This window comes from Pseudorhodoferax sp. Leaf265 (assembly GCF_001422365.1).
Lineage (GTDB): Bacteria > Pseudomonadota > Gammaproteobacteria > Burkholderiales > Burkholderiaceae_C > Pseudorhodoferax.
In genome coordinates this window covers 91,761-110,375 of the sequence record NZ_LMMT01000005.1, presented here as the reverse complement: position 1 = coordinate 110,375, position 18,615 = coordinate 91,761, and the positions used below count along the sequence as shown (strand labels likewise).

General features: G+C 72.3%; 15 protein-coding genes. 8 read left to right on the top strand and 7 right to left on the bottom strand.

Annotated features, from left to right (window positions below; all coding sequences use genetic code 11):
• Positions 1-5 precede the first annotated feature (5 nt).
• Positions 6-1,037 carry an amino acid ABC transporter substrate-binding protein gene (locus ASF45_RS07610; RefSeq protein ID WP_056659517.1) on the bottom strand — a complete coding sequence of 344 codons (1,032 nt, stop codon included), beginning with the start codon at positions 1,035-1,037 and terminating at the stop codon, positions 6-8.
• Positions 1,038-1,153: 116 nt separating this feature from the next.
• On the opposite strand from ASF45_RS07610, the gene ASF45_RS07605 reads away from it, so the two are divergent.
• Entirely contained in the window at positions 1,154-2,353 is a 1,200-nt protein-coding gene (locus ASF45_RS07605) for an aminotransferase class V-fold PLP-dependent enzyme (protein ID WP_056659515.1), read from the top strand.
• Between the two features lie 9 nt (positions 2,354-2,362).
• Here ASF45_RS07605 and ASF45_RS07600 read toward each other — a convergent pair whose 3' ends face one another.
• From ASF45_RS07600 to ASF45_RS07575, 6 genes are all read right to left on the bottom strand, one after another.
• Positions 2,363-3,616, bottom strand: a complete 1,254-nt coding sequence (locus ASF45_RS07600; RefSeq protein WP_082550865.1) for an acyl-CoA dehydrogenase family protein — start codon at positions 3,614-3,616, stop codon at positions 2,363-2,365.
• 27 nt (positions 3,617-3,643) lie between these two features.
• Complete coding sequence (locus ASF45_RS07595) at positions 3,644-4,867, bottom strand: acyl-CoA dehydrogenase family protein (protein WP_056659514.1); 1,224 nt, start codon at positions 4,865-4,867, stop codon at positions 3,644-3,646.
• 103 nt (positions 4,868-4,970) lie between these two features.
• The gene (locus ASF45_RS07590; protein ID WP_056659512.1) at positions 4,971-6,191 is read right to left on the bottom strand and encodes an acyl-CoA dehydrogenase family protein; all 1,221 of its coding nucleotides are present in this window, start codon (positions 6,189-6,191) and stop codon (positions 4,971-4,973) included.
• A complete protein-coding gene (locus ASF45_RS07585) occupies positions 6,188-7,045 on the bottom strand; it encodes an NADPH-dependent oxidoreductase (RefSeq protein WP_056659506.1) in 858 nt (285 codons plus the stop codon). Before ASF45_RS07585 ends, ASF45_RS07590 begins: the two co-directional genes overlap by 4 nt.
• A 191-nt stretch (positions 7,046-7,236) precedes the next feature.
• Entirely contained in the window at positions 7,237-8,316 is a 1,080-nt protein-coding gene (locus ASF45_RS07580; protein ID WP_056659502.1) for a sigma-54-dependent Fis family transcriptional regulator, read from the bottom strand.
• Positions 8,313-9,536: an acyl-CoA dehydrogenase family protein gene (locus tag ASF45_RS07575; RefSeq protein ID WP_082550864.1), complete on the bottom strand. Its 1,224-nt coding sequence runs from the start codon at positions 9,534-9,536 to the stop codon at positions 8,313-8,315. Before ASF45_RS07575 ends, ASF45_RS07580 begins: the two co-directional genes overlap by 4 nt.
• A 288-nt stretch (positions 9,537-9,824) precedes the next feature.
• Here ASF45_RS07575 and ASF45_RS07570 point away from each other — a divergent pair, with 288 nt between their 5' ends.
• From ASF45_RS07570 to ASF45_RS07540, 7 genes are all read left to right on the top strand, one after another.
• Positions 9,825-11,585: an ABC transporter ATP-binding protein gene (locus ASF45_RS07570; RefSeq protein ID WP_082550863.1), complete on the top strand. Its 1,761-nt coding sequence runs from the start codon at positions 9,825-9,827 to the stop codon at positions 11,583-11,585.
• A gap of 10 nt (positions 11,586-11,595) precedes the next feature.
• Positions 11,596-13,251 (top strand): ABC transporter substrate-binding protein, encoded by a 1,656-nt coding sequence (locus tag ASF45_RS07565; RefSeq protein ID WP_056659500.1) that lies wholly within the window; start codon positions 11,596-11,598, stop codon positions 13,249-13,251.
• A gap of 316 nt (positions 13,252-13,567) precedes the next feature.
• Complete coding sequence (locus ASF45_RS07560; protein WP_056659495.1) at positions 13,568-14,554, top strand: ABC transporter permease; 987 nt, start codon at positions 13,568-13,570, stop codon at positions 14,552-14,554.
• Positions 14,551-15,387, top strand: coding sequence for an ABC transporter permease (locus tag ASF45_RS07555; protein WP_056659493.1), 837 nt, complete (start codon positions 14,551-14,553; stop codon positions 15,385-15,387). Before ASF45_RS07560 ends, ASF45_RS07555 begins: the two co-directional genes overlap by 4 nt.
• Positions 15,388-15,400: 13 nt before the next feature.
• On the top strand, positions 15,401-16,528 hold the full coding sequence (locus ASF45_RS07550) for an acyl-CoA dehydrogenase family protein (protein ID WP_056659491.1): 1,128 nt from the start codon (positions 15,401-15,403) through the stop codon (positions 16,526-16,528).
• Positions 16,525-17,736 (top strand): SfnB family sulfur acquisition oxidoreductase, encoded by a 1,212-nt coding sequence (locus ASF45_RS07545; RefSeq protein WP_056659489.1) that lies wholly within the window; start codon positions 16,525-16,527, stop codon positions 17,734-17,736. The genes ASF45_RS07550 and ASF45_RS07545 overlap by 4 nt, the downstream gene beginning before the upstream one ends.
• 33 nt (positions 17,737-17,769) lie before the next feature.
• On the top strand, positions 17,770-18,615 hold the full coding sequence (locus ASF45_RS07540) for a MetQ/NlpA family ABC transporter substrate-binding protein (RefSeq protein ID WP_056659487.1): 846 nt from the start codon (positions 17,770-17,772) through the stop codon (positions 18,613-18,615).

Below are 18,615 nucleotides of genomic sequence, written 5' to 3'. Positions count from 1 at the left end.
AAGCATCACTGGAACGGCGGCGCGTACAGCAGGCCGCCCTGGTTCCACAGCGCGTTCAGGCCGCGGTCCAGCTTGAGGGGGGTCTTGGGGCCCACGTTGCGGTCCCAGATCTCGCCGTAGTTGCCCACGGCCTTGATCACGCGGTAGACCCAGCGCTCGTCGAGCTGGAAGCTCTTGCCGATGCCGGGGTCCACGCCCAGCAGGCGGCGCACCTGCGGGTCCTTGCTGGCGAGGAAGGTGTCGACGTTGGCCGAGGTGATGCCGAGTTCCTCGGCCGCGACCACGGCGTGCACGGTCCAGCGCACGATGCTGGCCCAGTTGGCATCGGCCTCGCGCACCCAAGGCGACAGCGGCGACTTGTTGATGCGCTCGGGCAGGATCACGAAGTCGTCAGGGTTGCCCGCGCGCGCCGAGCGGCTGGCCGCCAGCGTGGAGGCGTCGGACAGGTAGACGTCGCAGCGGCCGGCGTAGAAGGCCTTCTCCAGTTCGACGAGGTTCTCGATCACGACCGGGCGGTACTTGAGCTTGTGCGTGGTGAACCAGTCCACCAGGTTCTGCTCGTTGTTGGTGCCGGGCTGCACGCAGACCTGGGCGCCATCCAGCTCCCTGGCGCTGCGCACGCCGAGCTTCCTGGGCACCAGGAAGCCCTGGCCGTCGTAGAACACGATGGCCGTGGCGCTGATGCCCAGGCCCGCGTCGCGGCCGGAGGTCACGGTGGTGTTGCGGTTCAGCACGTCGATCTCGCCCGAGACCAGGGCCGGGAAGCGCTGCTGCGAACTCAGCGGCACGTAGCGCACCTTGTCGGGCGCACCCAAGGTCGCGGCGGCCAGCGCCTTGCAGAAGTCCACATCCAGCCCGCTCCAGCGGCCCTGGCTGTCGGGCAGCGACAGGCCGGCCGAACCCTGGCTCACGCCGCAGACCAGCTGGCCGCGTGCCTTGATCGCGTCGACCGTGGGGCCGGCCTGTGCGCCAAGCGCTGCGCACAGGCCGAACAGCGCGGCCAGAGCGCGCAGTGTGGGGAAGGGGGTCTTGGTCATGGGGGGGAAATTCTAGGAACGCGCGGCGGCGGCGATGGAAGCAATCCGCGCATGCTCATGCGGCCAACAGATAAGCAGCCTTCCTAGAATTTCGGCCTTTGCGCCAGGAGGCCCGCATGGATTGGCAACAGCGTTTCCGTGACCACTTCCCGATCACGCGCCAGAAGATCTACGCCTGCCAAGCCTACAGCAGCCCGATGGCGCCGGCGGTCAGCGAGGCCGTCAAGCGCTTCTTCGACAACATCACGCATGCGCGCGCCGACAAGCCTGAATGGCTGGCCGCGGCCGAGAGCGTGCGCGGCCAGATCGGCCGGCTCGTCAACGCGCCGGCGCGCAGCATCGCGTTCACCAAGAACACCACCGAGGGCCTGAACATCGTGGCCCAGGGCTTCCCCTGGCGGCCCGGCGACAACCTCGTCATCGACGACCAGGAGCACCCCGTCAACGCCGTGCCCTGGCTGCACCTGCGGCGGCGCGGCGTCGAGGTGCGCGTGGCCGCCGCGCCGGGCGGCAGCGTGACGCTGGACGCGCTGTGGCAGCGCGTGGACGCGCACACGCGGCTCATCGCGGTCTCCTACGTGCAGTACAGCACCGGCGTGCGCGCCGACATCCCCGCGCTGGCCGCGCGCTGCCGCGCCCAGGGCATCCGGCTCGTGGTCGACGGCATCCAGGGCGTGGGCCTGCTGCCGTTCGATGTGCAGGGCTGGGGCGTGGATGCGCTGGCCTGCGGCGGCTACAAGGCGCTGCACGGGCCACTGGGCATCGGCTTCCTGGCCATCGCGCCCGCGCTGCTGGCCGAGCTCGAACCCGGCCACCTCGGGCCGTCGGTCGCCAACCGCATCGACCGCACGGTGCCCGATTGGGAACTGCTGCCGCCGCCAGCGGGCGACGCGCGGCAGCTGGAGGGCGGCAACATCAACTACCCCGGCGTCTACGGCCTGGCGCAGGCGCTGCTGCTGATCGAGGAGGCCGGCGTGGAGCGGCTCGCGCCCTGGGTGCTCGCGCTCGGCGCGCAGCTGGACGCCGGCCTGCGTGCGCAGGGCTACCGGCTGCTGTCGTCCGACCGGCCCGGCGAGAACAGCTTCACGGTCTGCATCCAGCACCCCGAAGGCTTCGCGCTGCGCAAGTACCTCTACGCGCAGGGCGTGGTCAGCAACCTGCTGGACACGGGCGCCGTGCGGCTGTCACTGGGCGCCTACAACACGCCCGAGGAGGTGGCGCGCGTGCTGGAGATCACGGGCCGCTTCGCCAGCGACCCGCGGCTGCGCGCGCAGCTGCTGCGGCCGACCGGCATCCAGGGCTACGCCAGGGCGTAGCCGCCGGCATCAGAACGCGCCGGTCGTCGGCGGCGGCTCGCCCTTGAGGTGCCAGGCGCCGGCCGCGGCGGCCTTCCACTGACGCGGGTTGTGGTTGGCCACGGTGCGCGCGTTGCGCCAGTGGCGGTCCAGGTTGTGGCGCCGGTCGGTGGCCGAGGCGCCGCCCACGTCGAAGGCCAGTTCCGCGGCCTTGAGCGCCGCGGCCACCGCGAAGTGCTGGGCCTGGGCGATCTCCACCGAGGCGCGCGTCAGTGCCTCTTCGCTGAGCTGCTCGGCCCAGGCCGCGTCCAGCGCGCTCGCGGCGCGCAGCACCGTGGCCTCGGCCGCATAGGCCTGGGCCGCGATCTGGCCCACGGCCTCGCGCACGTAGGGGTCGTCCACCGAGACCTGGGCGCTGCTGTGGCGGATCGGTCGCGCATGTTTCTGCGCGAAGTGCACGGCGTCGGTCAGTGCGTTGCGCGCGATGCCGGCCTCCACGGCCGCCAGGATCAGCTGGTACAGCGGCGTGACCGGGTTGCGCTTCTCGCGCGAGAAGTGGCCCGAGCGGACCTCGTCGGCCTGCACCAGCGTGTCGACGAAGCGCGTGGTGCCGCTGGCCGTCAGGCGCTGGCCCGCGGTGTCGAAGTCGTCCACGAGTTCCACGCCGGCGCGGCCGCGCGGCACGAAGAAGGCGGTCTCCTTGCCGTCCGCGTCCAGCGCGAGCGAGGTGATCCAGTCGGCGTAGAGCGCGCCGGTGCTGTAGTACTTGGTGCCGTTGACGCGGTAGTGGTCGCCATCGCGCAGGATGCGTGCGGCCGTGGAACCGTGCGCGCCGCCGCGCTCGAGCCCGCCGTTGCCCAGGATCTGGCCTTTCAAGAGCCGGCCGAACCAGAGCTGGCGCGCCGCCTCGTCCTGGCCGGCCAGCAGGCTCTCGATGAAGCCGTAGTTGGGCCGCAGCGCCTGCGCGGTGTTGGAATCCACCGCCGCGAGGTCGACCAGGAAGCGGATCACGTCGTGGATGGAGCCGCCCGGGCCGCCATAGGCCTTGGGGATGCGGAAGGTCAAGAGGCCGGCTTCGGCAATCTGGCGCACCAGCGCGTAGGGCAGTTCGCGTGCGCTCTCGCGCGCGGCCGCGCCCTCGGCCACCTGCGGCAGCAGGGCCTGGGCGCGCGCGAACAGCAGGGCCACGTCGCCGGCCGCAGGCAAGGCCTGGCGCAGCGGCGCGGGGTGGGGATTGGCGGTGTCGGCCAGCCGGGGGCTGGCGGGTTCTGCGAGGGAGCTCATGCGGGGGACGAGGAAGAGGGAAGGGAATCAGGCCGTGCCGACCCGGTAGTAGGTCGGCGGCGGCGTGCGGTTGACGGCGTAGTCGCCGGCCTGGCGCTCGCGGTACACGCGCGGGTTGTGCGAGGAGATCGTGCGCGCATTTCGCCAGTAGCGGTCCAGCCCGGCCGGGCGCAGCGCGGCCGAGGCGCCCAGCGCGTCGAACAGCTGGGTGCTGGCGTCCAGCACCAGCTGCGTGACCACGGGCACGGCCTGGTCGACCTCCACATGGGCCAGCACGTTGGCCTGCTCGCGCTGGGCCGCGTCCAGCGTGCGCGACTGCCAGGCCAGCTCCAGCGCGCGGGCGGTCTGCTGCACGATGGCGTTGGCCGCATAGGCCGCGCCGTGCACGCGGCCGACGACCTGCAGCACCTGCGGATCCTGCGCGCTGCGCTCGGCGTTGGCGTGGCTGTAGGTGCGCGTGCGTTCGCGCACGCGCTGGGCCAGGTCTTCGGACAGCGCGCGCGCGATCCCGGCCAGCGAGGCCAGGTGCACGAGCTGGTAGTAGGGCGAGGAGTACGGGAAGCGCGCCCTGGCCGGGTTGACCCAGGCCGGCTCGATGGCGACCTGGTCAAAGTGCGCCGTGCCACTGGCCGTGAGCGCCTGGCCGAAGCCGTCCCAGTCGTCGTCGACCTGCACGCCGGAGGCCTTGCGCGGCACCAGCACCAGCGTGGGCTGGCCGTCCTCGTCGTCGGCTGCGGTGTTGATCCAGTCCGCGAACAGCGAGCCCGTGGTGTAGAACTTGCGGCCCGACAGGCGCAGCCGGCCTTGCGCGTCGCGCGTGAGCTTGGTGGAAAAGCTGCCGACCTTGGCTTCGCCCGCTTCGGAGAAGCCCGAGCCGATGGTCTGCCCCTCGGCGATCTTCGCCAGCCAGTGCGTGCGGAAGTCGGCGAACCCGGAGTTCAGCACGTCCTCGGTGAAGCCGAAGTGCGCACGCAGCGCGTTGACCACGTTGGTGTCGGCCGCGCCGAGCTCGACCAGCAGGCCGAAGAACTCGGTCAGCGTGGCACCGGCGCCGCCCTGCTCGACCGGCAGGCGCAGCTTGGCGAAGCCTTCGGCGCGCAGCCAGTGCAGCTCCTCGTGCGGCAGCTTGTGCTGGAGATCGCGCTCCACCGCGGTGCCGCGGATGCGGTCGAACACGGGGCGAAAGCGTTGGGCCAGGGCCTCGTAGCGGGGGCTCGGGGCGGCGCCCCAGGCGAGGTGGTGTTGGGTCATGGTGTAGCTGCGCGATGGGCCGTGGACCGGGCAGTGTGCCGGCGACCGCCGCGTGTCGGTAGAAGCGTTTCGCGCTTGCTAAGACGCGGTGCGCATATGGTTCTCAGGCGGCTTCGCGCGTGCCCACGGCCCAGTAGAAGGTCGGCCGCGTGCCGTTGAGCGCGTGGTCGCCTAGCACGCGGGCCTTGTAGATCACGGGGTTGTGCGAGGCCAGTGCGCGCGCATTGCGCCAGTGGCGGTCCAGCCGGCGGTCTTCCTGCAGCGCCGAAGCGCCGCCCACGTCGAACAGCCGCGTGGCCGCGCCGAGCACGGCGTCGGTCACATGGACCTGGGCGCGCGAGGCGCGCAGCTCCACGTCGATGAGCAGTTCGTCCGGGACGGGCGCGCCGGCCAGGCGCAGGCGGTCCACCGCATCCAGGCCGGCGGCCACGTCGCGCACCGCGAGCTGCGCCGCATAGGCCGTGGCGCCGAGCTGGCCGATGACCTGCTGGATCAGCGGGTCCTCGCGCGGCACGGTGCCGCTGCCATGGCTGAACACGCGCCGGCGCGGCTGCACGAAGCGCACGGCGTCGCGCTCCACGGCGCGCGCGATGCCGGCCAGCGTGGCGATGTGGAACAGCTGGAACAGGGCCGTGAGCGGCGTGGCGATGTTGCGTGCCACATCGACCACGGCGTCGGCTGCCACCTGCACGCCGCGCAGCCGCGTGGTGCCCGAGGCCGTCAGGCGCTGGCCGAAGCCGCGCCAGTCGTCCACGCACTCCACGCCGGGCGCATCGGTGCGCACCAGGGCCAGACTGCGCTGGATGTTGGGGTCGGCGCCATCGCGCTGGGCCGTCACCTGCACCCAGTCGGCGTAGAGCGTGCCGGTGCTGTAGTACTTGTCGCCGTCGAGCACGTAGCCCGTGCCCTGGGCCGTGAGCGTGGTCTGCAGCGCGCCCACCGCACCCTCGCCCAGTTCGGTGGTCGCATTGCCGAAGATCGCGCCCTCGGCCACGCGGCGCAGCCAGGGCGCGCGGCGTTCGGCCGGGAACTCGATCAGCACACGCTCGACGAAGCCGAAGTGCGCGCGCAGCGCCTGCGGCAGGTTGGAGTCGGCCTCGGCCAGCTCCACGAGCAGCGCGAACAGCTGCGAAGGTGTGGCGCCCAGGCCGCCGTGTTCGACGGGCACGCGCAGCGCGCCGAAACCGGCCTCGCGCAGCCAGCCGATGGCGTCGTGGGCGAGTTCGCGGCCGTGCTCGCGTTCGGCGGCACGCTCGGCGATGCGCGCGAAGATGGGTCGGAAACGTGCCGTGAAGGAGGCGTCCTGCTCGGTGGCGAAAGTCATGCGGTGGTGTTGTGGTTTGGGGAAGCGGTGATGTCGTCGAAGCGCAGGCCGGCGCCGAGCAGCGCCTCGAACAGCCGGTGCCGGCCCTTGAGCGCGGCCGGGTCGCGCAGGCGGTCGATGACCTGCTGGCTCCAGTCGATGGCGGGCATGCCCTCGGCCGCCTGGAAACGGCGCAGCTCGGCGTCGTAGCCGCCGGTCTCGGCCTGGGCATCGGCCGGCGCGCGGTAGCGCTCCAGGTGCAGCACCGAGGACTGCGGCAGGCGTGGCTTGACCGCGGCAGGGCGGGCCGGATCGGGCCAGCCGACCACCAGGCCGAACACCGGGAACACATGGGAAGGCGTGCCCAGCAGCGCGGCCACGGGCTCGGGCTGGTTGCGCAGCGCGCCCAGGTAGACCGTTCCGAGGCCCAGCGACTGCGCGGCCAGCACCGCGTTCTGCGCGGCCAGCGCGGCGTCGATCACGGCCATCAGAAAGGTGTCCAGGTAGTCCAGGCCTGCGGCCTCGCGGCCGCTGCGTTCGGCGATGCGCTGGATGCGCGACAGGTCGGCCAGGAAGGCCAGTACCAGCGGTGCGGTGCGCAGGTGGTTCTGCGGCCCGGTCAGCTCGGCCAGGCGGTCGCGGCCGGCCTGCGACTGCACGGCGACCACGCTCCAGGTCTGCAGATTGGAGGAGCTCGGCGCCGACTGGGCGGCCGCGACGAGCCGCTCCAGCGCATGCGGCGGCAGCGCATCGGGCACGAAGTGGCGCACCGAGCGCTGGGTGAGCAGCGCGTCGAGCACGGGGTTGAGTTCCAGCGGGATCGCGGGAGCGGCGGCGCCGTAGCGCGCTTTCAGGGTGTGGTGGATTTCGGGCATGCAGTCCTTTGGCTGTCAGGCGTGATCAGGCCGCTCGCAGCGAACGACGCCGTGCGCAAGCCGCTGTACAGAGGGCCGCGGGGCAGGCCATTCCAGCAGACGCCGCGGAACTGGCTCTGCCAGGCCGCTGGCGGCGCCCCTGGAGGGGGATGGGATGTCTACACGCAGTGAGACATCCAAACGGGGTGGTTTCATTTCAATGCGTCGATGGCGCCGATGCGGATCAGGCGGGCGCGCATCACGTTGCGGCTGATGCCGAGCAGGCGCGCCGCCTGCACCTGGTTGTGGTGGCAAAACTGGAAGGCGGTGCGCACGATGGCTTCTTCGATGGCCTCCATGCGCGCGCCGCCGGGCTGCTGCAGCAGCGCGTGCACGGCCTGCTCGAGCGCGTGCATGGGGGCCGAGCCCGCATCGGCCGGCCGCGGGGCAGGGTCGTCGCGCAACGCCAGGTGCAGGTCGTCGGCCACGATGCGGCCGGCGCGGTGCACGAGCAGCGCGTGGTGGATCACGTTCTCGAGCTCGCGGATGTTGCCGGGCCAGGCGTGGGCCACGAGCTTGTCCTCGGCCGCATCGTCGAGCTGCACTGGCGCATAGCCCAGGCGCTGGCAGTACAGCGCGATGAAATGCCGCGCCAGCGGCAGGATGTCGCCCGGGCGCTCGCGCAGCGTGGGCACCGCCAGGTGCACCACGTTGAGCCGGTAGAACAGGTCTTCGCGGAATTGCCCGGCCGCCACGGCCTGCTGCAGCCGCACGTTGGTGGCGGCCACCACGCGCACGTCGATGGGGATGCTGCGGCGCGCGCCCAGGCGCACCACCTCGCGCTCCTGCAGCACGCGCAGCAGCTTGACCTGGCTGGCCAACGGCAAATCGCCGATCTCGTCCAGGAACAGCGTGCCGCCGTTGGCCGCCTCGAACCAGCCGGCCTTGGCCGAGAAGGCGCCCGTGAACGCGCCCTTTTCGTGACCGAAGAGTTCGCTTTCGACCAGCTGCTCGGAGAAGGCGCCGCAGTTGACGGCCACGAACGGCGCCTGCTTGCGTGCGCTGAGCGCATGCACGTGGCGCGCGATGAGCTCCTTGCCGGTGCCGGTCTCGCCGACGATGAGCACGTTGGCCTCGCTGGGCGCGATCAGGCGGATGCGCTCGCGCAGGGCCAGCGAGCGCGGGTCGACGAAGACCTGCGGCACGGCGCGCGCCGCCAGCGCCTGCGCGCGGGCCGGCGGCTGCCAGGGCGGGGCGGGTGCCTCGGCTTCGACATCTGCGGAGAAGTTCATGTGTAGAAGCTCGCGTGGGGGTGTTGGCGCTTGAGGGCCCATTCGCCGAGTTCGCGCAGCTTGTAGTCGGCCGGATCGTGCAGCGACTGGGTGCGCAGGTTGCGCCAGTGCCGGTCCAGCCGCAGCCCGCCATGGGTGGCGCGCGCGCCGGCCACGTCGAACATGCGCGTGCACAGGTCCAGGCCCACGCGCGTGGCCGCCACCTTGGCCGCGGCGATCGCCACAGCCGCCTCGCCGCGTGTGGCGGCGTCCAGCTGCTCGCCACGGCGCCAGGCCTCATCGAGCCGCCCGGCGGCACGGTCAGCCAGCGCGCGCACGCCCTCCAGGCCGACCCAGAACTCGCCGTAGTGGGCCAGCACATAGGGGTCGTCGCCGGCCTGCGCGGCAGGCGAGGCCGGCCAGGGCCGGGCCTCGTGCAGGGTGTAGCGGCGTGCGTCCTCGAAGGCGTTCTCGGCGATGCCCAGATAGACATTGGCCAGCACGAGCTGGGCCACCAGCGGGCGCAGGCAGGCGAAGGGCGTGGACAGCGGGCCGGGGTCGGTCAGCAGTTCGGCGTCTTCCACGCGCACCTTCTCGAAGGTCACGCTGCCGCTGTCGGTCTGGCGCTGGCCCATGTTGTCCCAGTCGGGCGCGGCCTGGATGCCGCTGCGCGCCGTGGGCACGGCGGCCACCAGCAGCTGGCGCGTCCGCGCGTGCAGGGCCGACGCCACCAGCATCTGCGAATCCAGCGCGCCCGAGCAGAAGCTCTTCTGGCCCGTGAAGGCGTGCCAGCCGTCCTGCGGCGTGGCGACGGTGCGCGCGTCCAGCGGGTTCAGCGCATTGCCCCAGAACCAGGCGTGGCGCGCGGTCTGCGCGAACCAGGGCTCCCATTGCGCGCGCTGGCCGAACAGCCGCACGGTCGCCAGCATCAGGTGGTGGAAGCCGAACACATGGGCCAGCGAACTGTCGGCGGCAGCCAGGATGCGCACCACACGCAGCGTGAGCTGCCAGTCGCCGCCATGGCCGCCGTAGGCACGCGGGATGGACAGCGCGAGCAGGCCGCTGTCGCGCAGCGCATCGCGCTCGGCCTTGGGTGTGCCGCCGCGGCGGTCGCGTTCGGCCGCCGTGGCCGCGAAGCGCGTGGCCAGCGCCTGCGCGCGCTGCAGCGCCGCGGCCGGGTCGCGCGCATGCGCGGGCGCGGCGGCAGGCGCGGGGGCGCTGGCGAAGGCGGTGCTGCTCATCCAGCAGATTGTGGGAAGAGGCCGGCCCGTGCGGGCGAAGCTTTCCGCATATCGATGGTCGAAATGCTTCTGAGGCAGCAGGCCGTCGCGGCTGCGACATGCGCAGACCGAATATCGATCCTCGCCGCGAAGGCGCGCTGCTGCTGCAGCAGCAGCGGGGCAGCAGGCCTGCTGTACGCCGTGCAGCACGGGGCCGAAAACCCCCCGAAAACCGCATGAAACCAGGCTTTTGCGCATGGCATGCCGCCTGCAATGCAGAGCGCCTCGACCACTCGATTGCCGCCCTGCATGTCCGCATCCCTGAGCCTTCGCACCGCGCTGCCGCTGCAGCCGGGCCCCGCCGCGGCGCTGCGGGATAGAGCCGCGCAGGCCGCCGCCGCGACGCTGCTGGACATCCGCGGCCTGGACGTGCGCTTCGGCGGCCACCATGCCGTGCGTGGCCTGGACCTGCAGGTGCAGGCCGGCCAGGCCGTCGCGCTGGTCGGCGAGTCGGGCTGCGGCAAGTCGACCACCGCGCTGGCGCTGATGCGGCTGCTGCCCGCGCATGCGCGGCTGGCCGGCAGCGTGCGCTTCGCCGGCCGCGATCTGCTGGCCCTGCGCGAGCGCGAGATGGCGGCCCTGCGCGGCAGCGCCCTGTCCATGGTGTTCCAGGAGCCCATGAGTTCGCTGAACCCGGTGCTGAGCATCGGCGCACAGGTGGCCGAGGCCCTGCGCCTGCACGAGCCGCTGTCGTCGGCCGCGGCCCGCGCGCGCGCCACCGAGCTGCTGGACCTGGTGCGCCTGCCCGAGCCCGCGCGCCGCTACGGCGACCACCCGCACCAGCTCTCGGGTGGCCAGCGCCAGCGCGTGATGATCGCCATGGCCGTGGCCTGCAAGCCGCGCCTGCTGATCGCCGACGAGCCGACCACGGCCCTGGATGCGACCATCCAAGCCCAGATCCTCGCGCTGCTCGACGAGCTGCGCCGTGCGCTGGGCATGGCCGTTCTGCTGATCACGCACGACCTGGGCGTGGTGGCGCAATGGGCCGACCGCGTGGCCGTCATGCATGGCGGGCGCAAGCTCGAGGAGGGGCCGGTGCCGCGTGTGTTCGGCGCGCCGCAGCACGCCTACACCCAGGGCCTGCTGGGCGCCTCGCTGCACCTGGCGCCCGGCGACCTGCACTACCGCCATGCACGCCTGCCCGAGGTGCGCCACGAAGGCGGTGAGCGCTTCACGCTGCGCCGGCCGGAACCGGTGGCGGCTGCACCCATCGCCGCCGGTGCGCCGCTGCTGCAGGTGCAGGACCTGCGCGTGCGCTATGCCGGCGCGCCGGCCGGGCGCTTCGCCGTCGATGGTGTGTCGCTGCAGATCGCGCGCGGCGAGACCGTGGGCCTGGTCGGCGAATCGGGCTGCGGCAAGTCCAGCCTGTCGCGCGCCATCGTGCAGCTGGTGCCGGCCACGGGCCGGGTGCTGCTGGACGGCGAGGACCTGCTGCCGTTGGCCCCGCGCGCGCTGTTGGCCCGGCGCCGGCGCGTGCAGATGGTGTTCCAGGATCCCTACGGCTCGCTGAACCCGCGCCACCGCGTGGACGACATCCTGGGCCATGCGCTGGCCATCCACGGCGTGCGCGAGCGGGCCGAGCGCGGCCGCCGCATCGCCCAAGTGCTGGACGACGTGGGCCTGGGCCAGGCCGCGGGCCGGCGCTATCCGCACGAGTTCTCGGGCGGCCAGCGCCAGCGCATCGCGATCGCGCGCGCGCTCGTGCTGCGGCCCGATCTCGTGGTCTGCGACGAGCCCGTCTCGGCGCTGGACGTGTCGATCCAGGCGCAGATCCTGAACCTGCTGGCCGACCTGCGCGCGGCCTACGGGCTGTCCTACCTGTTCATCTCGCACGACCTCTCGGTGGTGCGCTACATCGCCGACCGCGTCCTGGTCATGCACGGCGGCCGCATCGTCGAAGAGGGGCCGCGCGCGCAGGTGCTGGCCCATCCCCGCCACGACTACACGCGTGCGCTGCTGGCCGCCGTGCCGCAGCCACGTCCCCATCCAGAACACACACCCATCCACTGAGGAGGATTCCATGCAAGAGCACGACACCACCACGCCGGCCGAGCTGCAGCGCCGCCACCTGCTGGGCCTGACCGGCGCATTGCTGTTCGGCGGCCTGGCTACGCGCGACGCGCTGGCGCTCACGCAGGCCCTGCCGGACACCGAACAGGGCGCGCAGCGCGGCGGTGCCATCAGCGCGCTGGTGCACCCCGAGCCGCCCACGCTGGCCTTCTTCGTCAACACCGCCACGCCCACGCGGCTGGTGGCCTCCAAGATCTTCGACGGGCTGCTCGACTACGGCCCCGACCTCAAGCCGCGCGCGCAGCTGGCCGAGCGCTGGGAGTTGTCAACCGACGGCCTGCAGCTGCGCCTGTGGCTGCGCAAGAACGCCTTCTGGCACGACGGCAAGCCGCTCACCTCGGCCGACGTGAAGTTCTCGGCCGAGGAGGTCTGGAAGAAGCACGCGCCCACGGGCCGCCGCGTGTTCCAGAACCTCACCCGCGTGGAAACGCCCGACGCGACGACCGTGGTGCTGCACCTGTCCAAGCCCGCGCCCGTGGTGCTCAACGCGCTCGACGTGGTGTCCGCGCCCGTGCTGCCGCGCCACCTCTACGAGGGCACGGACATTCCGAACAACCCGTACAACAACAAGCCCGTGGGCTCGGGCCCCTTCGTGTTCAAGGAGTGGTCGCGCGGCAGCCACATCGCGCTGGAACGTTTCGACAAGTACTGGGCGAGCGGCCTGCCCTACCTGGACAAGCTGACCTTCCGCGTGATCCCCGACGTGGCCGGCCGCGCCGCCGCGCTAGAGACCGGCGCCGTGCAGTACGGCGAGCGCAACCCGGTCACCTTCGCCGATGCCGACCGCCTGGCCAAGAGCGACAAGCTGGTGGTCAGCACGGCGGGCTACAACGGCTTCGCGGCCACGCTGTGGCTGATCCCGAACCTGCGCGACCCCATCCTGGGCAAGCTCGAGGTGCGCCAGGCCCTGCTGCACGCGATCAACCGCGACGCGCTGGTCAAGACCGTCTGGGGCGGCTATGCGGCGCCGGCCACGGGCCCGGTGTCCTCGCAGCTCAAGAGCTTCTACACGCCCGACACGCAGCAGTACCCGTTCGACCGCGCCAAGGCCGAGAGGCTGCTCGACGCCGCGGGCTTCCCGAAGAAGGCCGACGGCTTGCGCTTCAAGCTCACGCACGCCTTCATCCCGTTCGGCGACGACTACCGGCGTACGGGCGAGTTCGTGCGCCAATCGCTGCGCGCGGTCGGCATCGACCTGGAACTCAAGGCGCAGGACCTGGCCAGCTGGACCCGCGACGTGTTCGCCGACTACAACTACCAGCTGGTCAGCTCCTGGGGCGTGAACTGGGCCGACCCGCAGCTGGGCCTGGAGCAGCACTACTGGTCCAAGGCCGAAAGCAAGGGCACGCCCTGGCAGAACGCCTCGGGCTATGCCAGCGCCGAGACCGACCGCGTGCTCGAGGCCGCCCAGGTCGAGCGCGATCCGGCACGCCGCGTGCAGCTCTACAACGAGCTGCAAAAGCTCGTGCAGAAAGACCTGCCGCTGCTGCACCTGTTCGAGTACCGCTGGTTCGGCGTCTGGGACAAGCGCCTGCGCAATGTGACGGACACCTACAACAACAGCCAGAACAATTTCGCGAAGGTCTGGCTGGACGGCGCTGCATGACGCAGCCCCCCAGCACAGTGGGCCGAGCGAAGCGATGGCCCGAACCCCAGGCCGAGCGCAGCGATGGCCCGTGTGGGACTTCCCCCTGTGCCCCTGCCGAGGAGCGCAGTGCCATGGGCTGCGCGGGGAACCTCGCGCTTCAACATCTGACTCATTGCGCTTGTCCGAACGCAGTGAACGAAGCGAGTTGCGCAATGCAGCCCATGGCGCGAGCACCGCAGGTTGCCCGGAGCGCCAGCGGAGGGACAGGGGCCCCGGGGAGCGGGGTCATAGACGGGCCATCGCTGCGCTCGGCCAATGGCTTGGGAGTGCTGAGATGACCAAGGCCTTGTTCCGCCGCCTGCTGCAACTGGTGGGCGTGGTGCTCGCCACCGCCGTGCTGAACTTCGCGCTGCTCAAGGCCTTGCCCGGCGACCTCGTCGACGTGATCGCCGGCGAGAGCGGCAGCGTCACGGCCGAGTATGTGGCCGAGCTGCGCCAGGCCTACGGCCTGGACCGCGGCACGGGCGAGCAGCTGATGGCCTACCTGGGCCGCATCGCGCGCGGCGACCTGGGCTTCTCGTTCCGCTTCAACGAGCCCGTGCTGGGCCTGGTGCTGGACCGGCTCGGCCCCACGCTGGCGCTGGTCGGCGCGGCGCTCGCGCTGTCGGTGGTGGTGGGCCTGCTGGTCGGCGTGGCCGCCGCGCGCCGGCCGCACGGCCTCGTCGACACCGTGCTGTCGGCGCTCGCGACGCTGGGCTATTCCGCGCCCATGTTCTGGACGGCGCTGATGCTGATCGTGCTGTTCGGCGTGCAGCTGCAATGGTTGCCGATCGGCGGGCTGCGCAACATCGAGGCCGGCCACCAGGGCCTGCGGCTGTGGGCCGACTACCTGCACCACCTGGTGCTGCCCGTGCTCACGCTGGCCATCTACTACGTGGCTGTCTATGTGCGGCTGGCGCGCGCGTCCATGGTCGAGACGCTGGCCGAGGACTACATCCGCACGGCCCGGGCCAAGGGCGCACGCGAAGGCCGCGTGCTGTTCGGCCATGCGCTGCGCAACGCCGTGCTGCCCGTGCTGACCATGCTGGGCCTGCAGAGCAGCGCGCTGCTGGGCGGCTCCATCGTCGTGGAGACCGTGTTCGCCTGGCCCGGCCTGGGCCAGCTTTCGTTCGAGGCCATCAAGAGCCGCGACATCCCGGTGCTGCTGGCCGTGCTGCTGTTCAGCGGCGTGCTCGTGGTGTCGGGCAACGGCGTGGTGGACCTGCTGCAGGCGCGGCTGGACCCGCGCCTTCGCGCGGCCCCGCGGGGGGCGCCCGCATGAAGCGCTGGTACCTGCAACCGTCCATCCTGCTCGGCGGCGGCCTCGTGCTGGCGGTGCTGGCCGGCGCGCTCGCGGCCGGCTGGCTCTACCCGGGCGACCCACTGGACATGGTGGGCGCGCCCTTCACCTGGCCGGGCCAGGACGCCACGCTGCCGCTGGGCACCGACCTCATGGGCCGCGATCTCGCGGCCGGCCTGCTGCACGGCGCGCGCGTCTCCTTGCTGGTCGGCTTGTCGGCCGCAGCCATCTCGCTCGTGATCGGCATCGCCGTGGGCGCGGCCGCGGGCTTCTACCGCGGCGGGGTCGACGCGGTGCTCACGCGCGCGACCGAGTTCTTCCAGACCATCCCGGCCTTCCTGCTGGCCATCATCCTGGTGGCCGTGCTCAAGCCCACGGTGGGCACCATCGTGTTCGCGCTGGGCGTGACCTCGTGGACCAGCGTGGCGCGGCTGGTGCGCGCCGAGTTCATCAGCCTGCGCGAGCGCGAGTTCGTGCGCGCCAGCGTGGCGCTGGGCGCCAGCGATGCGCACCTGATCCTGCGCGAGATCCTGCCCAACGCCTGGACGCCCGTGGTCGTGTCCACCGGCCTGCTCGTGGCCAACGCCATCCTGTCCGAGGCCGGGCTGTCCTTCCTGGGCCTGGGCGACCCCAACCGCGTGAGCTGGGGCTCGATGGTGGGCCTGGGCCGCGACGCGCTGCGCACGGCCTGGTACATGACCGCCATCCCGGGCCTGGCCATCGTGCTCACGGTGCTGGGCCTGAACCTGCTCAGCGACGCGCTGCACGCTGCGTTGAACCCGCGCCTGCGCCGCCAGCGGCGCGATACCGCCTGAAGGAAACCACCGCATGACCGACCCCTTGTGGCCGCGCGCACCGCGCCTGGCCGACGAACGACAGGCGCTGGAGGCTGCGCGCCGCCTCGCCGATGCCGCCCGCCCGGGCGCTGCCGAACGCGACTGGAGCCGTGCCGCGCCCCAGGCCGAGCGCCGCCTGTGGGCGCAGAGCGGCCTGGCCGGCCTCAGCGTGCCCACCGCGCAGGGTGGCGCCGACCTGCCGCTGTCCGTGCTGGCCGAGGTGTTCGTGCTGCTGGGCGCGGCCGATCCCGCACTGGCCACGCTGCTGCGCGGCCATTACGCGCTGGTGGCCGAACTGCGCGCCGCCGGCGCGCACGCGGCCGCCACGCGCCAGCTGGCCCTGGCGGCCGATGGTGTGCTGCTGGCCGGCGCCGAGGAGAGCGCGGAGCTCACGCAGCCCCCGCCCGTGCACCGCCTGGTCGGACGCCTGCGCGCCGAGCCCGGCGCGCTGCTGGCCGACCGCCTGCGCGTGCCGGCCCGCGATGGCCAGGGCCGGCCGCTGCACGCCTGGATCGCGCATGGCGCAGCCGGCCTGCGCGTGGACGACGCGGCCGCGCTGTTCGGCCTGCGCGCCGCGCCGGCCGGCCAGCTCGTGCTCGACCAGGTGGCCGTGGCCGAGACCGACCTCTACCCCGCACCCGAGCTCGCGTCGGCGGCTCGCGTGGCGCGCCTGCTCGACGCCGCCATCGACGTGGGCCTGGCGCTGGCCGCCACCGAGGACGCCGCCGGCTTCGTGCGTGAACGCGCGCGGCCCTGGATGGATGCGGGGGTGGCGCGCGCGGCCGACGACCCGCTGCTCGTGCACGATTTTGGCCAGCTGCGCATCGCACTGCACGCGGCCCAGGCCCTGCTGCACGAAGCCGCGCAGGCGGAGACGGAGGTGGCCGATGCCGCCGTGGACGCCGCTGCCGCCCAGGCCGCACGCACGGCCCTGCAGGCCGGCGAGAAGCTGCTGGAACTGGCCGGCTCCTCGGCCACGCGCGCTGCGCACCGTTTCGACCGCCACTGGCGCAACGCGCGTGTGCACCAGCTGCGCGCAGCCCCCGCCCACGCGCTGGAACGCCTGGGCCGGCGCCTGCTGGGCCCGGCGCCGGCGATCTCCTTCGGAGCCGGACGATGAGCCTGCTGATCTCCCCCGTACTCCCCGTGGACGCCACGCCGCGTGCCGCGCCGCCGGCCCGCGCACCCGAACGCCTGGCCGACGCCGCCGCGGCCCTGGCCGCCGCACGCCGCCTGGCTGCCCAGTTCGCGCCCGAGGCCGCGCTGCGCGACCGCACGCGCCGCCTGCCCTGGGCCGAACTCGAGGCCTTCACCGCGAGCGGCCTGTGGGCGATCTCGGTGCCGCAGGCCTTCGGCGGCACGGGCGTCTCCAGCGCCACGCTGGCCGAGGTCGTCGCCACCGTCTCGGCGGCCGACGGCTCGCTGGGCCAGATCCCGCAGAACCACTTCTTCGCGCTTGAGGTGCTGCGCCGCCATGGCAGCCCCGCGCAGCAGCGCCTGCTGTTCGGCCGCGTGCTGGCCGGCGAGCGCCTGGGCAACGCGTTGGCCGAGATCGGCCACAAGGACTTCCAGCGCCGCACGCAGCTCGTGCGCGCAGGCGATGGCTGGCAATTGGACGGCCGCAAGTTCTATTGCACGGGCGCGCTCTACGCACACTGGATTCCCACGCTGGCGCTGCGCAGCGAGCAGGGCCAGACGCGCCAGGTGCTGGCCTTCGTGCCGCGCGATGCCCAAGGCGTGACCATCACCGACGACTGGGATGGCTTCGGCCAGCGCGTGACGGGCAGCGGCTCGGTGGCCTTCGAGGGCGTGCAGGTGCGCGAGGAATGGATCGTGCCCTATGCGCCCAGCGCCGAGGAGCCGACCACGGCCGGCCCGCTGGCCCAGCTGCTGCACGCGGCCATCGACCTGGGCCTCGGTCAGGGCGCGCTGGCGGCGGCGCTGGAACTGCCGCGCGACCCGCTGTCACCGGGGCTGGCGCGCCAGGTCGGCGAACTCGACCTGCAGCTGCGCGCGGCACAGGCTCTGGTGCGCCGCGCCGGGGCGTGCGTCGATGCCGCCCGTGCGGCACCCGATGGGGCCAGCGTGGCCGCCGCCTCCACGGCCGTCGCCGAGGCCCGCGCACTGACCACCACGGCCGCGTTGGCCGCTGCCAGCCAGCTGTTCGAACTGGCCGGCCCCGGCAGCGCGCTCGAACACCTGGGCCTGGACCGCTTCTGGCGCAACGTGCGCACGCACACGCTGCACGACCCGCTGCGCTGGCGCGTGCACGCGGTCGGCGACTACCACCTCAACGGCAAGCCGCCACCGCGGCACGGCGCCATCTGAACGCTCTCCCTCTTCTTCAACGGAATCCAAGCCATGCACAACAAGCACTTCCCATCGCGCCGCCAGGTCCTGCAGCTCGCCGGTGCCACCGGTCTGCTCACGGGCCTGCCGGCCCTGGCCGCCCTCAAGGAGCAGCCCGGCACCACCAAGGTCCTCAAGGTCGGCGTGACCACGGGCCCGCACGAACAGGTGTTCGAACAGGTGCGCAAGGTGGCCGAGCGCGACTATGGCCTGAAGATCCAGCTCGTGCCCTTCACCGACTACAGCCGGCCCAATGCCGCGCTGGACGCGGGCGACCTGGACGCTAACAGCTTCCAGCACCGGCCCTTCCTGGCGGCCCAGGTGCGCGCGCGCGGCTACAAGATCGTCGGTTTCGGCCGCACCTGGATCGGCCCCATCGCGATCTACTCCAAGAAGTTCAAGGGCTTCGCCGACCTGCCCGAGGGCGCGCGCATCGCGATCCCGAACGACCCGGCCAACGAGAGCCGCGTGCTGCTGCTGTTGCAGAAGGCCGGCGCGATCACGCTCAAGACCGGCATCGACCCCGTGGCCGGTGTGAACGCCACGCCGCGCGACATCGTCGAGAACCCGAAGAAGTTCCGCTTCGTCGAGATCGAGGCGGCCCAGCTGCCGCGCACGCTGGACGACACCGACGCCTCGGCCATCAACGCCGACTACGCCAACAAGGCCGGCCTGAACCCAGCCAAGGACTCTATCCTGCTGGAGGACAAGGACGGTCCCTACGCCTGCCTGGTCGCCGTGCGCGAGCAGGACAAGGACCAGCCCTGGGTGCAGCAGCTCGTCAAGGCCTACCAGACCGACGAGGTGCGCGAGTACATCGTCAAGACCTTCGCCGGCGGCGTCATCCCAGCGTTCTGA

What these genes read in the sequence shown, in the direction of transcription:
- ASF45_RS07575 (WP_082550864.1), bottom strand. Translation starts at nt 9,536, where the DNA reads ATGAGCAGCACCGCCTTCGCCAGCGCCCCCGCGCCTGCCGCCGCGCCC.
- ASF45_RS07540 (WP_056659487.1), top strand. Translation starts at nt 17,770, where the DNA reads ATGCACAACAAGCACTTCCCATCGCGCCGCCAGGTCCTGCAGCTCGCC.
- ASF45_RS07555 (WP_056659493.1), top strand. Translation starts at nt 14,551, where the DNA reads ATGAAGCGCTGGTACCTGCAACCGTCCATCCTGCTCGGCGGCGGCCTC.
- ASF45_RS07570 (WP_082550863.1), top strand. Translation starts at nt 9,825, where the DNA reads ATGTCCGCATCCCTGAGCCTTCGCACCGCGCTGCCGCTGCAGCCGGGC.
- ASF45_RS07565 (WP_056659500.1), top strand. Translation starts at nt 11,596, where the DNA reads ATGCAAGAGCACGACACCACCACGCCGGCCGAGCTGCAGCGCCGCCAC.
- ASF45_RS07605 (WP_056659515.1), top strand. Translation starts at nt 1,154, where the DNA reads ATGGATTGGCAACAGCGTTTCCGTGACCACTTCCCGATCACGCGCCAG.
- ASF45_RS07545 (WP_056659489.1), top strand. Translation starts at nt 16,525, where the DNA reads ATGAGCCTGCTGATCTCCCCCGTACTCCCCGTGGACGCCACGCCGCGT.
- ASF45_RS07610 (WP_056659517.1), bottom strand. Translation starts at nt 1,037, where the DNA reads ATGACCAAGACCCCCTTCCCCACACTGCGCGCTCTGGCCGCGCTGTTC.
- ASF45_RS07550 (WP_056659491.1), top strand. Translation starts at nt 15,401, where the DNA reads ATGACCGACCCCTTGTGGCCGCGCGCACCGCGCCTGGCCGACGAACGA.
- ASF45_RS07585 (WP_056659506.1), bottom strand. Translation starts at nt 7,045, where the DNA reads ATGCCCGAAATCCACCACACCCTGAAAGCGCGCTACGGCGCCGCCGCT.
- ASF45_RS07590 (WP_056659512.1), bottom strand. Translation starts at nt 6,191, where the DNA reads ATGACTTTCGCCACCGAGCAGGACGCCTCCTTCACGGCACGTTTCCGA.
- ASF45_RS07595 (WP_056659514.1), bottom strand. Translation starts at nt 4,867, where the DNA reads ATGACCCAACACCACCTCGCCTGGGGCGCCGCCCCGAGCCCCCGCTAC.
- ASF45_RS07580 (WP_056659502.1), bottom strand. Translation starts at nt 8,316, where the DNA reads ATGAACTTCTCCGCAGATGTCGAAGCCGAGGCACCCGCCCCGCCCTGG.
- ASF45_RS07600 (WP_082550865.1), bottom strand. Translation starts at nt 3,616, where the DNA reads ATGAGCTCCCTCGCAGAACCCGCCAGCCCCCGGCTGGCCGACACCGCC.
- ASF45_RS07560 (WP_056659495.1), top strand. Translation starts at nt 13,568, where the DNA reads ATGACCAAGGCCTTGTTCCGCCGCCTGCTGCAACTGGTGGGCGTGGTG.